The organism is Mycolicibacterium hippocampi (genome assembly GCF_010723735.1).
Taxonomy (GTDB): Bacteria; Actinomycetota; Actinomycetes; order Mycobacteriales; family Mycobacteriaceae; genus Mycobacterium; species Mycobacterium hippocampi.
In genome coordinates this window covers 1,849,561-1,865,742 of the sequence record NZ_BLLB01000002.1, presented here as the reverse complement: position 1 = coordinate 1,865,742, position 16,182 = coordinate 1,849,561, and the positions used below count along the sequence as shown (strand labels likewise).

At 67.7% G+C, this 16,182-nt stretch carries 9 protein-coding genes; all 9 read right to left on the bottom strand.

All coding sequences use genetic code 11. From position 1 onward, the window contains the following. Positions 1–4: 4 nt before the first annotated feature. The 9 genes from rpoB to G6N53_RS10025 all read right to left on the bottom strand — a co-directional run bounded on the left by rpoB (position 5) and on the right by G6N53_RS10025 (position 16,160). Positions 5–3,526, bottom strand: a complete 3,522-nt coding sequence (gene rpoB / locus G6N53_RS10065; protein WP_163888343.1) for a DNA-directed RNA polymerase subunit beta — start codon at positions 3,524–3,526, stop codon at positions 5–7. Positions 3,527–3,805: 279 nt separating this feature from the next. Continuing rightward, the gene (locus G6N53_RS10060; protein ID WP_163888342.1) at positions 3,806–5,614 is read right to left on the bottom strand and encodes an alpha/beta fold hydrolase; all 1,809 of its coding nucleotides are present in this window, start codon (positions 5,612–5,614) and stop codon (positions 3,806–3,808) included. Between the two features lie 67 nt (positions 5,615–5,681). Then, positions 5,682–7,442: an alpha/beta hydrolase gene (locus tag G6N53_RS10055; protein WP_163888341.1), complete on the bottom strand. Its 1,761-nt coding sequence runs from the start codon at positions 7,440–7,442 to the stop codon at positions 5,682–5,684. A gap of 510 nt (positions 7,443–7,952) precedes the next feature. Then, a complete protein-coding gene (locus G6N53_RS10050) occupies positions 7,953–9,032 on the bottom strand; it encodes an ABC transporter ATP-binding protein (protein WP_163888340.1) in 1,080 nt (359 codons plus the stop codon). Between the two features lie 165 nt (positions 9,033–9,197). After that, positions 9,198–9,584, bottom strand: coding sequence for a 50S ribosomal protein L7/L12 (gene rplL / locus G6N53_RS10045; RefSeq protein WP_159233634.1), 387 nt, complete (start codon positions 9,582–9,584; stop codon positions 9,198–9,200). Between the two features lie 46 nt (positions 9,585–9,630). Further along, the gene (rplJ, locus tag G6N53_RS10040) at positions 9,631–10,164 is read right to left on the bottom strand and encodes a 50S ribosomal protein L10 (protein ID WP_163888339.1); all 534 of its coding nucleotides are present in this window, start codon (positions 10,162–10,164) and stop codon (positions 9,631–9,633) included. Between the two features lie 316 nt (positions 10,165–10,480). Then, complete coding sequence (locus G6N53_RS10035) at positions 10,481–11,395, bottom strand: ROK family protein (RefSeq protein ID WP_163888338.1); 915 nt, start codon at positions 11,393–11,395, stop codon at positions 10,481–10,483. Next, positions 11,395–12,012 (bottom strand): DUF7158 domain-containing protein, encoded by a 618-nt coding sequence (locus tag G6N53_RS10030; RefSeq protein ID WP_163888337.1) that lies wholly within the window; start codon positions 12,010–12,012, stop codon positions 11,395–11,397. Before G6N53_RS10030 ends, G6N53_RS10035 begins: the two co-directional genes overlap by 1 nt. Continuing rightward, entirely contained in the window at positions 12,009–16,160 is a 4,152-nt protein-coding gene (locus G6N53_RS10025; protein WP_163895702.1) for a glycoside hydrolase family 38 N-terminal domain-containing protein, read from the bottom strand. The genes G6N53_RS10030 and G6N53_RS10025 overlap by 4 nt, the downstream gene beginning before the upstream one ends. Positions 16,161–16,182: the final 22 nt, after the last annotated feature.

The following is a 16,182-nucleotide window of genomic DNA, read 5'->3' as shown; positions in this document are numbered from 1 at the left end:
AGGTCTACGCAAGATCCTCGACAGAAGCTGATTCGTTGCGGGACAGGTTGATGCCGAGGTTGGCAGCTGCACGCTCCAGGTCCTCGTCATCGCCGTCACGCATCTCGATCGCGGCACCGTCCGAAGACAGCACCTCGACGTTGAGGCACAGCGACTGCAGTTCCTTGAGAAGCACCTTGAACGACTCCGGGATACCGGGTTCGGGGATGTTCTCGCCCTTGACGATCGCCTCGTACACCTTGACGCGTCCGACGGTGTCGTCGGACTTGATGGTCAGCAGTTCCTGCAGCGTGTAGGCGGCGCCGTAGGCCTGCATGGCCCAGCACTCCATCTCGCCGAATCGCTGACCACCGAACTGCGCCTTACCACCCAGCGGCTGCTGGGTGATCATCGAGTACGGACCGGTCGAGCGGGCGTGGATCTTGTCGTCGACCAGGTGGTGCAGCTTCAGGATGTACATGTAGCCCACCGTCACCGGGTACGGGAACGGTTCGCCGCTGCGGCCGTCGAACAACTGGGACTTGCCCTCGGCGTTGACCATGACGTCACCGTCGCGGTTGGGCAACGTCGAACCCAGCAGGCCCTCCAACTCACCCTCGCGGGCACCGTCGAAGACCGGCGTGGCCACGATGCTGTTGGGTTCTGCGGAGCGCAGTTCCTCGGGCAGCTTCGACGCCCATGCTGGGACTTCAGTGGCGCCTTCCGCAACTTGGATGTTCCAGCCGGCTTTCGCCACCCAGCCCAGGTGTGTCTCGAGGATCTGGCCGATGTTCATCCGTCGCGGCACACCGTGGGTGTTCAGGATGATGTCGACCGGGGTGCCGTCCGGCATGAACGGCATGTCCTCGACAGCCAGGATCTTGCCGATGACGCCCTTGTTGCCGTGGCGTCCGGCGAGCTTGTCGCCGTCGGAGATCTTGCGCTTCTGGGCCACGTAGACGCGGACGAGTTCGTTGACGCCGGCGGGCAGCTCGTCGTCGTCCTCGCGAGAGAACACCCGGATGCCGATGACCTTGCCGGACTCACCGTGGGGCACCTTCAGTGAGGTGTCGCGGACCTCGCGGGCCTTCTCGCCGAAGATGGCACGCAGCAGCCGCTCCTCCGGCGTCAGCTCGGTCTCACCCTTGGGTGTGACCTTGCCGACCAGGATGTCGCCGTCGCGGACCTCGGCGCCGATGCGGACGATGCCGCGCTCGTCGAGATCGGCCAGCACCTCATCGGAGACGTTCGGGATGTCCCGGGTGATCTCCTCGGCGCCCAACTTGGTGTCCCGGGCGTCGATCTCGTGCTCCTCGATGTGGATCGAGGTGAGGACGTCCTCTTCGACCAGGCGGTTCGACAGGATGATCGCGTCTTCGTAGTTGTGGCCCTCCCACGGCATGATCGCCACGAGCAGGTTCTTGCCCAGCGCCATCTCACCGTTCTCGGTGCACGGCCCGTCGGCGAGGACCTGCCCCGACTCGACACGCTGCCCGGCGTCCACGATCGGACGCTGGTTGGCACAGGTGCCGTGGTTGGAGCGGGCGAACTTGCGCATCCGGTAGGTGTGCCGGGTGCCGTCGTCGGCCATCACGGTGACGTAGTCGGCCGAGACCTCCTCGATGACGCCCGCCTTCTCGGCGACGACGACATCGCCGGCGTCGATCGCGGCGCGCAACTCCATCCCGGTGCCGACCAGCGGTGCCTCACTACGCACCAGCGGAACCGCCTGGCGCTGCATGTTGGCACCCATCAGGGCACGGTTGGCGTCGTCGTGCTCGAGGAACGGGATCATGGCCGTGGCCACCGACACCATCTGGCGCGGGGAGACGTCCATGTAGTCGACTTCGGAGCTGGAGACGTTCTCCACCTCGCCGCCCTTACGGCGGACCAGGATGCGGTCCTCGACGAATCGGCCGTTCTCGTCGATCGGCGAGTTGGCCTGCGCCACGACGTGGCGGTCCTCCTCGTCGGCCGTCAGGTACTCGACGTCGTCGGTGACAACCCCGTCGACCACCTTGCGGTAGGGGGTCTCGATGAAGCCGAACGGGTTCACCCGCGCGTACACCGACAGCGATCCGATCAGACCGATGTTCGGACCCTCGGGAGTCTCGATCGGGCACATCCGGCCGTAGTGGCTGGAGTGCACGTCGCGCACCTCGAGGCCGGCACGCTCACGGGACAGACCGCCGGGGCCCAACGCCGACAGGCGGCGCTTGTGGGTCAGACCCGACAGCGGGTTGTTCTGGTCCATGAACTGCGACAGCTGGCTGGTGCCGAAGAACTCCTTGATCGCCGCCACGACGGGACGGATGTTGATCAGGGTCTGCGGCGTGATGGCCTCGACGTCCTGGGTGGTCATCCGCTCGCGGACGACGCGCTCCATGCGGGACAGGCCGACGCGGATCTGATTCTGGATCAGCTCGCCGACCGTGCGCAGCCGCCGGTTACCGAAGTGGTCGATGTCGTCGGTCTCGACGGGCACCTCGGCGCCGCCGGGAGCCGTCATCGTCTTGTCGCCCTGCTGCAACCGCACCAGGTACTCGATGGTGGCGACGACGTCCTCTTCGGTCAGCGTCGAGCTGGTGATCGGCTCACCGACGTTCAGCCCGAGCTTCTTGTTGACCTTGTAGCGGCCCACCCGTGCCAGGTCGTAGCGCTTCTCCTTGAAGAACAGGTTCTCCAGCAGGGTCTGCGCGGACTCCTTGGTGGGCGGCTCGCCCGGGCGCAGCTTCCGGTAGATGTCCAGCAGCGCCTCGTCGGTGCCTGCGGTGTTGTCCTTCTCCAGCGTGCCCATCATGATCTCGGAGAAGCCGAAGCGCTCCACGATCTGCTCGTTGGTCCAGCCCAGCGCCTTGAGCAGCACGGTGACCGGCTGGCGGCGCTTGCGGTCGATGCGGACGCCGACGGTGTCGCGCTTGTCGACGTCGAACTCCAGCCACGCACCGCGGCCCGGGATCACCTTGACGCTGTGCAGCGTCTTCTCGGTGGACTTGTCGATCGACTCGTCGAAGTACACACCGGGCGACCGGACGAGCTGGCTCACCACGACACGCTCGGTGCCGTTGATGATGAAGGTGCCCTTCTCGGTCATCATCGGGAAGTCACCCATGAAGACGGTCTGGCTCTTGATCTCGCCGGTGTTGTTGTTGATGAACTCGGCCGTGACGAACAGCGGCGCCGCGTACGTCATGTCCTTGTCTTTGCACTCGTCAACCGGGGCCTTGACCTCGTCGAAGCGCGGATCGGAGAACGACAGCGACATCGAGCCGGAGAAGTCCTCGATCGGCGACAGCTCGGTGAGGACCTCTTCGAGGCCGCCCACCGGGCTCACCAGTCCACGACCCGCGGCATTGGCGCGCCAGCGCTCGGAGCCGATCAGCCACTCGAACGAGTCGGTCTGAACGTCGAGCAGCCCCGGAACCTCGAGAGGCTCGCGGAGCTTGGCGAAGGAAATTCTATTGGGTGCTCCGGGAACGGAACTATTGGTGGTAGTGACTTCTGACTCGATCTGGCGGGACCCTGCCAAGATGCATCCTTCCAGCACCTCAAGCGACTATCAGGAGCCGGAAAGGACCGGACCATTTGTCGCGTTATCTGCGTCGGTTCGGCTGGCCGATCAGGACCGCAACTCTGACGCACGGCACGCAACTAGATCACTGAGCAAAGGACTCAGGCGTAGTCCACGATGTCGTAGGCGGGTGAGGTGGGCAGGATGCAGCCAGCGCAACGTCCAACAGTACCGCAGGACGGCCTATTCCTCAAACGCCGCCGGCGTTCCGCATGCCGGAGCCGGCGGGGCGCTGGCTGGCGTCCCTGGTCACTCTCATCCCTGCATACATTGCTGGCCAATAGATTGGCCCGGTTTCGCCCCGTCGTCAAGAGATAGAAGCGTGTTGGGCGCAGAAAGCGGCGAGTTTTCTGCCGACGGCACGACGCAGGTCGCGAAGTCGAGACCGAACACGAGGTCCGAGAAGAACTGGAACAGCTTGTCGATCAGCGTCAGCCGCTGCGGCGGACCGGGCATCACGTAGGCCGTGGCGGTGCCCCTGGGCGTGTCGATCTCCAGCAGCTCTCCTGCGGCGCCGTAGTACGGTGACCCCGGCGTCGGCGCCCCGGCGAACATGTCGTTGATCCAGGCCGCGCTGAGGATCTCGGCGGCCTTGACGTTCTCGACCCTCGACCAGCCGGTGACCAGGTTCAGACCGGCCTGGATCAGCGGGTTTCCACCCAGCATCGTGTCGGAGTGCAATCCTCCGACCAGCCGCACACCGGTGAACTCGCCGGGGCGGGCCTCCTCGAGCGCGATGCCGGAGGACCCGTTCATGTTCCAGTAGTAGGCCTTGCCGGCGAGGTTGTAGATCGGCACGTCGTCGGGCAGCACGGTGAGGGCCTCGGGCAGCACGTCGCCGAAGCCGACGCCGTCCAGCATGACCACGCCGGCAAGCCGGTCGATCGTGCCGTTGCCGGCCATGTAGCCCCCGGCTCCCGCGGCCAGCCCACCTCCGGCGGAGTGCCCGATGAGGACGACGTCGTGCACCCCGTCGAGCAGCGTCGAGCTGTAGCCGGCCGCGAGCGCGCTGTCGGCAAGAGCGGTGTTGCCGTCGACGAACAGGTCCGCCACCGCCTCGTGCATCGGCGAGCCGCCGACCCAGCATCCGTCACACGCCAGGAAGTTCGAGGTCAGCGATGTGGCGACGACGATGCTCCCGGTCGCCTCGGCCAACCGGGTCGCGGTGTAGCTGTAGAACGGCCCGGCGGCCAGGAAACCGTGCTGCAAATAGATCAGTTGGGTCGGCGCCGGGCCTTCCGGCACGTACCAGTCGGCGGGCACCTCGTAGCCGTCGCCGCAGTCGATCGACAGCCGGGAGGTGCGCACCGTGGTGGTGCTGCCCCAGGGGAGAAGCGGTGGTCCGCCGAACACCCTGACGGCGAACGAGTAGAGGTTGAAGACGATCGTCCCGGCGATGCTGAGCAGGGTCTGCCGTGGGGCCGATGCCTGAGCCGTGGGCTCGTCGATCGTTGTCGCCACCGTCGCAAGCCGGGTCGTCGCCGGCGTCGGCTCGCTTTCGGCGCGCTCCACGTCGGCAGACTGATCAGCTGCGGGCTCGTCAGCTGCGGGCTCGTCAGCCGGGGCATCGGCGACGTCGGCGACGACCTCAGCCGTCAGGTCCGCCGGTTCGACCACCGTTTCGTCGATTTCTTCGCTGGGCTCCGCGGCTGCGATGTCAGGCTCGTCGGCGACCTCGGACTCGGGTTCGTCGGCGTCGGATTCAGGTTCGTCGGCAGCCTGTTCGGTGTCCTCCTCGGTCTCCTCAACCTCGGACTCGGTCTCCTCAGCCTCCTCGGTCTCCTCGGCCTCCTCGGTCTCCTCGGTCTCCTCGGTCTCCTCCGACTGCACAGCCTCAGGCTCGGTGTCGTCGTCCTGGCCGCGGTCCCGCGACTTGGGAGCTGTACCGGAGCCGTCCGGCTCGCTGCGTGCGCCACCGGGGTCCGAGGTGTCCGACGTCGACGACTCGCTACCGGTGCCCGGCTCTGTGGCAGCTATCGCCACTCCGGCCCCGGCCAGCATGGCCGCCGAGACACCGGCGGTGATGACACCGGCGCCCACCATCATCGACACACGCTCGTACATCGTTGCCCCCGTTCAAATCTGGCAAACCGTATCGCGGTGTACCGGCCTACGATGTGGGTTTCGGCGATCAGGCCGCGAAAGTCCCCGGACGTCGCGTCGCGGTGCTGTCCGCCGGCTTCCAGAACGGCACGTAGGTGCAGTTCTGGGTGGTCGGGTTCAGCAGGCATGCGTACACCGTGTCCACGAAGCTGAGATCGACGTGCTCAGCGGGGACCACCTGCGCCGATGCTGTCCACCAACCGATGGCGATGCTCACGGTGGAACCTGAGGTGCCATACAGGCCGGTGGTGTGGGTGCCGTGGAACATGTCGTTGATCCAGCCGGAGGCGAGGACCTCGTTGGCCCAGACGTTCAACGGGGACGAGAAACCGGTCGCGAGGTAGGCAGCAAACTGGATCACCGGATTGCTGCTCTGCATCGAATCGGAGTGACTACCGCCATCGACGACGACGCCGGTGAACATCCCGGGCCGTGCCTGCGCGAGTCGCAGGTTGGCGTCTCCGAAGGTGTTCCAGCTGTAGGGTTCGGCAGCCAGGTTGTAGACCGGAATCGAGTGCGGGATCTTGGCCAGATCCGAGCTCATGTAGTCGAGGTGCCCGGCTCCGTCCAGCATCACCACACCGGCCAGGTCGTCGGCGATCCCGAGCTCGGCCATGTAACCGGCGGTTCCGGTGACCAGTCCACCGCCTGCCGAATGGCCGGCCAGCACCAGCCGGGTGGGCAGCGTCCCGCCGAATCCCGCGGCCTGCGCGCTGGTGTTGAGCGCTGCCCGGTCACCGGCGAACAGGTCGGCAATCGCGCGGTGGGTCTCCGGCAGCATCAGCGGGTAGTTGGCTGTGTCGAAGATGTTCCACGTCAGCGTGGGTGCGACGACGATGCTGTTCGTCTTCTCCGCCAGGTACGCCGCCGTCGCGTTGTAGAAGGAGGCGGTGGCGAGGAACCCATGCTGGAAGTAGATCAGCCCGGTGGGCGGTTCGTCGTTGTCGGGGAAGTACCAGTCCGCGGCGACTTCGACGCCGTCGCCGATCGTCAACGTCGACCTCTCGACGCGCACGCTGCTGCCGAAGGGCGCCCGCGCAGGACCGGCGAGGAACTGCATGGCGCTGGTGTAGAAGTTGTACACGAGCGAGCCCACGCTGTTCAGCAAGGTGAGCAACTCCGACGGGGTGGAATCCAGCCCCGGCGCGCTCTGCGCGGCTGCCCGCATCACCACGGCGCCGTCGCCGCTGCTGATGTCGGCCTCGATGCTCGACACGAACCCACTCGGCACTTCGGCATCGTCGACGGGCGCTTCGGGCTCCTGCTCGTCGACCGGGTCGGCGACGATGTCCTCCCCCGCAACCGGAACCTCGGCCTCGGGCTCGGCCTCGGCCTCGGCTACATCCTCGGTCTCGGTGTCGACTACGTCCTCGGTCTGGGTCTGGGCTTTGGTTTCAGGCTCGACCTCAGGCGCCCGGTGCTTCCCGCCCGTGCCCGACGCAACGTCGGGGGTGTTCTCCGGGGTCTCATCCGGGGTGTCCCCGGATTCAGGATCGGATTCGGTCTCGCCGTCCTGGCCGGTCTCATCGGCGGGATCGGTCTCGTCGGGGTCGGTCTCACCGGGGTCGGTCTCACCGGGGTCGATTTCCGACTCGGGATCGGTGTCGCGCTTGTCGCGGTCGTCGGTCGAAGTGTCCGAGTCCGTTGCGGAGTCGGCGCGAGACGTCCGGGTGGGCTTTTTGCTGTCCGCGTCGGAGTCGTCGGATTTTTTGGACTTGGTGGAATCGCTGGAACCCTCGGACCCCGAGGCATCCGAACGTGATGCCGATCCGTCGTCCGCGGTAGCCACGCCGGCGCCTGCCAGCATCGCTGCGGAAACACCCCCCGCTAGTACGCCTGCCCCCAGCCAAGCCCGATAGCGGTCGACCATGGTCCTCCTGTTCGGAAAAATCGCGGAGTGCCGGCGCGGAAACCTCTCGACTGCCGGTTTTCTGCGCGAAAATGCGATTCTGGCAAACTGTATAGGCGAGCACAACAACTTTGCAAGACCTCACGATTGCAAAATTGACGCGCGTAGAGAAGAAGAGATCAGACTGCTTGCACGGCAAGTATCGAGTAGAGGTCGACAGTTTGCCGGCGACCGACCCGCGCCAAGCAGGATATTTTCTGTCATGTACCTGCGGAATCAGCAACGGGAGACGCCGCGTCACCACGATCGGCCGACAGCCGCTGTCGCGCCTTTTGTCCGGTTGCTGGATCTGCAGGGGCCCGCGGACGGCTCAGGCAGGGGGTGCCCAGAAACGGGTGCGCGCCCGCCCGGCAATGCCGGACGGGCGCTTACCCGGTGAGTGTGTGTCGGTCAGCGATCGCCGGCCACCGGGATACGACCGGTGGGGGCGTCGTCTTCGGCGCGATGGTGGACGGCGGGCTCGCCCCCGAATTCGTGCGCGGCGTACTTGTGGGTGCCCTCGAGGTCGTCGCGGATGGCTTCCTGCGCAGCGGGCGGCAACGTGTGCATGATCTCGCGCACCCGGGCCTGACGGCGACCGACGGCCTGACGCTCCGGCATCCCCGGGGTCGCCTGGATCTGCGGCGGCACACCCTCGATCTCCTCGACACCACCGTCATGGTGTCCGGCGTCGGCCATGGCCTGCTCTTCGGCCATCGTGCCTTCGTCCTTCTCCTCCGACATACCGATCGGGCCGAGGCGGCGACCGTTGAGGAACTGCTTGACGACGGGCTCGTCACTGGTCAGCAGCACCTCGCGGGGGCCGAACATCACCAGCTTCTTGCGGAACAGCATGCCCATGTTGTCGGGGACGGTGCGGGCGATGTTGATGTTGTGCGTGACGATCAGGATCGTGCAGTCGATCTGGGCGTTGATGTCGATCAAGAGCTGCGACAGGTAGGCCGTACGGACCGGGTCCAGACCCGAGTCCGGCTCGTCGCAGAGGATGATCTGCGGGTCGAGCACCAGGGAGCGGGCCAGACCGGCGCGCTTGCGCATACCACCGGAGATCTCACCGGGGAACTTGGTCTCGTCACCGCCGAGGCCCACCAGGTCCAGCTTCTCCATCACGATCTGACGGATTTCGCTTTCCTTCTTCTTGGTGTGCTCACGCAACGGGAAGGCCGTGTTGTCGTAGAGGCTCATCGAGCCGAACAGGGCGCCGTCCTGGAACATCACGCCGAACAGCGTGCGGATCTCGTAGAGCTCCTTGGCGGAGCACTCGATGATGTTGGTGCCGTCGACGATGATCTTGCCGCGCTCTGGGCGCAGCAGGCCGATCAGCGACTTGAGGAACACCGACTTGCCGGTACCGGAGGGGCCCAGCAGAACGCTGACCTCACCCGCGGGGAGGTCGAACGTCACGTCCTCCCAGATTCGCTGGGGACCGAAGGACTTCGTCAGTCCCTCAACCTGAATACCAATACCCACGCGAATTCCTCTCGCCAATGCTCGACGCCACGCCACATGTTCCCCGCCTGTGGCTTGAGTCACTGTAACCTACGGCCCCACGCGACAACACTCGGTCGGTGAACAAGAGCCCGAAACGACTGTAGGGCCGGTCTGTTTGCCAGACCAGCCCTACAGCGGACGCGACTACTTGACGGTGACCGAAGCGCCGGCGGCCTCGAGCTTGCCCTTGGCCTCGTCGGCGGCTTCCTTGGAAACCTTCTCGAGCAGCGGCTTGGGGGCGCCGTCGACCAGATCCTTGGCCTCCTTGAGGCCCAGACCGGAAACGATCTCGCGGACGACCTTGATGACGCCGATCTTCTTGTCGCCGGCACCCTCGAGGATGACGTCGAATTCGGACTGCTCCTCGGCGGCCTCGGCGGGCGCGGCCGCAGCGGCGGGCCCGGCGACGGCGACCGGCGCAGCGGCGGTGACGTCGAAGGTCTCCTCGAACTTCTTGATGAACTCCGAGAGCTCCAGCAGCGTCAGTTCCTTGAACGCGTCGAGCAGATCGTCAGTGGACAGCTTGGCCATGATGTGGTCCTTCCGTGTTTACTTCTTGGCTGGTGGTTGTGGGGTGTTACGCGGTGTCCGGGTCGTCGCCGGCCTTCTTCTCCTGCAGCGCGGCTGCCAACCGGGCCACCTGCGACGCCGGAGCGTTGAACAGGCCGGCGGCCTTGGACAGATTCGCCTTCATCGCGCCGGCCATCTTGGCCAGCAGCACCTCGCGCGACTCGAGGTCCGCAATGCGGTTGACCTCGTCCACGGACAGCGCACGGCCGTCCATGTAGCCGCCCTTGATGACCAGCGCCTTGTTCTCCTTGGCGAAGGTCTTGATCGCCTTGGCGGCGTCGACGGCCTCGCCCTTGACGAACGCGATCGCGGTCGGCCCGACGAACATCTCGTCGAGACCCTCGATGCCCGCCTCTGCCGCGGCACGCTTGACCAGCGTGTTCTTGGCGACGCGGTAGCTGGCGGTGTCGCCCAGCGACCGCCGAAGCTCGGCCAGGTTGGTCACCGAGAGTCCTCGGTACTCGGTGACGACCGTTGCCGTCGACGAGTTGAACCGTTCGACGATGTCGGCAACCGCGGCGGCCTTGTCATCTTTGGCCATGCATGCCTCCTCGTTGGTGTGTGCAACCGCCGGGGGCAGGGCCGGAAAAGACGAACGCCCCGACGCAGACAGGTCGGGGCGCGCACAGGCTAACCTCGTCCTCCTACGTGGGCCGCCCGGTGATCCGGGACCTTCAACCGATTCGCGCAAGCGCTCATCGGTGACCGACGGTCTTCGGTGGAACCGGCCCAGACTACCGCGCCCGCACCCCATCAGCCAAAACGCGGCTACCGTTGCCCGGCGAGCGCGCGGGTCTGCACGCCGACTCGCCGCAATAGCTGGCATTTCGCGCGCGCTCGCGGCCGCCGAATGCGCACTAACGGACAGCCTCGCGCATCAATGCCGCCGCGCCGACCAGGCCGGCGTCCCCGCCGAGTGCGGCGGGCAGCACCTGCAGGTCACGGATGAAGTCCAAGCCCGCATAGGTCGTCAAGGCTTCCCGCAGCGGGTCGAACAACAGCGGGCCCGCCTTGGCGACGCCGCCGCCGACGACCACAAGGTCCAGGTCGCAGACCGCGGCCACCGAAGCGATCGTCACCGCCACGGCCCGCGCTCCGCGCCGGAACGCCTGTATGCCGACGGGGTCTCCGTTGCCGGCAGCCGCGGCCAGCTCTTTCGCGTCGGCGTCAGCGGGTGCCTGCCAACCGTGTGCACGTGCCCATGACGCCAGATGCGGACCCGACGCGACCGTTTCCACGCAGCCACGGCCACCACATGTACAAGGCGCACCGTCGGGTTCGACGACCACATGCCCGACGTGTCCGGCGTTGCCGGTCCGCCCGAGATACGGTGCGCCGCGCAGCACCAACCCGCCTCCGATGCCGGTCGACACCACCATCCCGAGCATGAAGGCCGCGCCGCGCCCGGCCCCGCACCAGGACTCCCCCAACGCCATGCACAGCCCGTCGCCGGCGAGACGCACCGGTAGGCCGGTGAGCTCCGCGACGCGTTCGACGACCGGGAACCGCCGCCACGCGGTGATGTTGATCGGGCTGACCGTGCCGCCCGGAGCGTCGACCGGGCCTGCCGAGGCGACCCCGACGGCCGTCACCGAACCGTCGGCGTCGGCCTGCATCTCGGTGATCAGCGACTCGGTGACCGACCAGATCTCCTCGGCCCCACCGCTGGGCGTGGGCCGCTGCCCGCTGTGGACCAGCGTCCCGTCGGGGTCCACCAACCCTGCGGCGATCTTGGAGCCGCCCACGTCGAGTGCCAGGATGTGATCGGTCATCAGTGCTGGTGGGTGTTGTCGGGCTGGCGGGGGTCGCCAGGGTGCTCGTACCCCGGCGCGAGCACCGCGACGTCGGCGCATCGTGCGTCCAACCACCGGCGGTACTCCCGGCGTCGCGCCACCGCCAACAGGTGGGCGGCGATGACGGGTCGTACGTCGGCGAGATCGGCGGAGACGGGCGCGCCGCGCCACCCGCCACCTGCCGCCGGATCCGCCGCGAAGCGGGCGGGGTTGCGCCGGTGGTAGTCCCGCACCTGTCCCTCGTCGACGCGGACCTCGGCGGTGACGCGGGCGAAGACTGCGCGCCCCAGGGGTCCGGAGAGCGTGGCCGCCGCGACGCTGCCGATCTCCAGCCGGGCCACCTCGTCGGGCAACACGTCGCGCTCGGTCGGCGTCGGCCCAGTCGGTGCGCCGAGTGCGCCGGCTTCGGCCGCCACCACCTGCTCGGCGACGAGGACCTGGGTGATCCAGCGACGCAACTGCCGCGCCTCAGCCGTCCCCGGCCTCGGCAGCGCTTGCGCCCCGCCACCGGTGCGCAGCGCCCGTTCCCTGGCGTCGACGTCGGCGACGGTCACGACCTCGGCCCCCACCGTGGCGGCGACGCCGACGCTCCTCACCTCACCACCACCGGTACCGCAGGCGTGTACACCAGTTCCCCAGCACAGGCGACCCGGATCAGCGCCCACCACCGGCCCGGTGCCGTCCACGCCGGCGGCGCGACGTCGAACACCAGCTCGACGGTGCCCCGCGCGGGCAGCACGTCCCCGGTGATGTTGGGGTTCAGCCACTCCCAGGTCCCCCATGGCGATATCAGGTGTGCCTCGACCGCAAGATCGGCGTACGCGTCGGTGCCGACGGTGACACGCAACTCGGCGGTGCCGCCGGCCGCGACGTCGACACCGCGGGGTTCGGCGACCAGGCGCAGCAGCTCGTCGCCGTGGTCTCCCAGCGACAGCACGCAGACGTCCTCGACGGTCTGATGCCACGACGCGGGGATGGCTGCCCCGGTCGCGGCCAACTCGGCGCGCACCGGATACAGCCCGGGTACCGCACCGTCGGGCACGGCCACGTCGACCGCCGACTCCAGGTATCCGCCGGCCGGCAGTACGAAGGGCAGCTCGGCCATCCCGACCGCCCACCCGGGCGGGGGCACCAGGCGGACCCTGCCGTGCAGGGCGGTGTCGGTCGCGTCGCTGGCCGCGGTGAGCCGCAGCGCGATCGCCCCGCCGGATTCGATGTCGCGCCGGTGCGGATGCAGATGTGCGACTGCCGGCAGCCCGCCGAGGGGGGCGGGCCCCCGGTTGTGCAGCCAGTACCGGGCATAGAGCGGCTGGGCCGGCTCGGCGTCGGGAGCGAGGTTCACCTGGTCGGCACTGAGCACCCGCGGAAGGTTGAGTTGTGTTCGCAGCGTGACGATCTCGTAGCCGTCTAGCCTGACCTCGTCGGAGTCGTCACCGCGGGGCTGTTCGATCAGATCGAGTCGCTGCGGAGAAGCGATGTTGCGCAACCCCGACTGCACGGTGACCTCGACGCTTCGGCCCATCGTCTCGACGAGGCGCACCACGATGCCCTGTGCCGGGTCGACGTGGTGCGCACTGCCTGCGGCTGTCGGGTTGCCCAGGGCTTTGAGCGCACCGATGCCCACGGCGCGTGGTGGCTCGATCTCCAGCAGCGATCCCCATGCGGGCAGACCGCCGAACGTCGGGTCGTGGTGAGCCATCACGGCCTGCAGTGGTTGGTTGAATTCAGCGCTGCGCGAGGGCATGTCGATGTCACGCCAGTCGCCGGCACCGGAGACGACGGCGTAGTCGAAAGTGTGTGTCCAGTGCTGCTGCTGGAACGTCGATCCGTCGGGCGCGGTGCGTCGCGGCGGATCGATCCAGGTGCCCGACGGCCACCCGGTGCAAGAACGCAACAGCGACGCGTGCAGGGTTCCGTCGGTTTCGACGGCGAAGCCGGGCACCCCGCGGTTGAGCACCGCGACGGTGTGCGATTCGAATCCCGGACCGTCCCGCACATCCTGGTCGACGACGATCTCGGCATCACCGAGATCCTCGATCAGCGCGTTCACCGCGGCGACGGCATCCCCGGTCGCCCCGACCACCAGGACGGGCAACGCGTCGGGTGCCCTCAGGTCGGCGCCGGGGACCCAGACGTCTTGCAGCGGTTCAGCCGCCGGTATCCACACCGGTGACGGGCCGGCGGCGACACCGAGAACCGTTGCGGTGAAGTCATTGTCGCTGGGTCCGCCGATCGCGATCCGGACGTCGGGCAGATTCGAGTCGACGGAGAGGTCGCCGTAGCGGGGCGCCCCGGCGGCAGTGCATGTCGCGGTGACGCCCGCACGGGCCAGCGCCGTCATCAGGTGACGGACCGCGGCGTCGGTCGCCTCGTCGGGGTGTGCCGGGGTGACCACCTCGGCGACCGAGATGGCACGCACGTCGTTGCCACGGAAACGCACCCGCACCGTGGACGACAGGCCGAACCAGCCGTACGCCGGGTTGTCCAGGGTGTGGGGAAAGACCGCGGTGTCCACCGCGTCCGTCGAACCCGGTTCGTGCAGCAGGCCGAAACCACGGCCGATCACCGCGTTTCCGACCTCGCTGACCGGCATGGCCCCCGGGATCGGGCACGGCCACCGCAGCCGCAGCAGGCGGTCCGCACCGCTGAAGTCGTCGACCGTGGTGCGGCAGTCGAGCCGATCCACGCCATGCCACAGGGTCAGGGTCTGGGTGTAGCGCAACAGCCCGGGGATCTCGCCGGTGACGACCAGTCGCTCGCCCAGTGGGCTACGGAACCCCCACACCGAATGCGCCGGAGCCTGGGTCGATGTGGTGACCGGGCCCTTGGGCAGCAGATGCCATGGCCCCTCCCCGGCGGTCGGGTGTGCCGGGTATTCGTCGTAGACGGCGAGTTCGTTGCCGAACCGGCCGTCGGCGATCAGTTCCCGGCCCGCCGCGACCAGCGAGCTCACCGCCCCGCCGCGGTTCCCGTCGACCCGAAGGCGGTGGTGACCGTTGGCTATCGCGTTGCCTTCCAACGGTTCCCACTCAGCGGCGGGCCCACCGGGCAGCATTCGGTAGGAGCGCCAGCCCAGCGACGGGACGTCGCGGGCCAGCCAGGTCAGCGAATGCCCGCCGTGCTCGGCCAGCACCGGCACCTCGTTGCCGACGTCATCGACGACACGACCGGCGAAGGGCTCGTCGAGATGCAGGGTGACGACATCGGTGCGACTGTGCCCCAGCGGGTTCCACACCACCACCGACCCGTCGACGGCGGTGGACAGCAACGTGAGCGCCCGGTCCCTGGCCGCACCACCCAGCTGCCACGCATCGCGCCACCCGGTGAGCAGGTCGAGATAGACCTGGTCGGATTCCGAGCCGGTGATGGCGTCGTGGTGGGCGCCGTAGGCCAGTTGCACCCACGCCTTGGCCAAGGCGGCCTCGGGATAAGTGGCGCCACTGAGCAACCCGGCGAACACCGCGAAACGCTCGGCGGCCAGCACGGCGTTCTCGGCGGCGCGGTTGGCCTGCTTGGTGTCGATGTAAGACACGTCTTTGCCGGTGTAGATCGGGTTCATGTCCCGGGTCTGCGGTGACGGGGTCGCTCCACGCGCCGCCAGCTCGTCTCGCACCGCGGCGAAGAACTCGCGCGGCAGCGCGCACACGAACCGCGGCCAGGTGTAGCGGGAGTTCCAGTCGCGGTGGATGTCGGTGACCCACTTGTTGGGTGGGGTGTAGTCGGTGCCGACGGGTAGCAACACATTGCGGGTCAGCGCGACCTTCTTCATCTTGGTGAACAGGTCGTAGGTGGCGGCTTCGGCTTCCTGCAGCGAGGCAGCCGAGTCCATCCACCATCCCGCGGCGTAGTGCGCCGGCATGTAATGGGTGAGCAGACCGCGCCCCGACGGTGCCATCCATTCGAATTCGCTGGCGAACTGCATGCGCTGCGGGTCACCGTCGCGTCCGTTCTCGGCCGCCATCGGACCCCACTGGTGATACGGACCGCGGGCCCACGAACTCGACGTCAGGCCCGCGTCGGCGGCCATGCCCGGAAACTGCGGGTCGTGGCCGAACACGTCGAGCTGCCACGCGGTCGCCGGATCGGCACCCATCACGTCACGCTGAAAACCGATGCCGTGCACAAAGTTCCGGATGGCGGTCTCGGGACTGGTGAGGTTGGTGTTGGGCTCGTTGTAGGTTCCACCCATGATCTCGACGCGGCCGTCGGCGATCAGCCTGCGCAGGTCCGCGCGGTCCTCGGGGTGGGTGTCCCAGAACGGTTTGAGGTAGTCGACCTCGGCGAGCACGAACTTGTACTCCGGCTCCCGCCGGGCCATCTCGAGGTGTGCGCTGACCAGTTCGAAGCCGTTGGTCTGCCGGCAGCGGCTCGGGGGTTCCTCGGTCCACACGCTGGTGTACGCCGCCTGGGTGTTCCACCACACCGGGTCGTAATGGAAGTGGCTGACCATGAACATCGTCCAGCCGGGCTCGGCGACGACGAAGTCAAAGTCGAAGTCGACGGCGCCGGCACCGGCACGGGCTCGCCGCCGCTCGCCGACCACGGGGTCGATGACGCGCACCGCGACCTCGACCGCCGGCCCGCCGGGTTCGGCCACCGCGTGACCGACGGTTTCCAGCCCGGGTCCTTCGACACGCACCGGCGCCGGGGTCGGGAGACCGCGGTGGGTCACCCGAACGAGCTGCAGCGGTTGGTCGGGCGTCCCGGTGAACAGCTCCGTCGACTCCGCCGCGAGCACCTCGATGGGTATCCCCGATCTCTCGAAT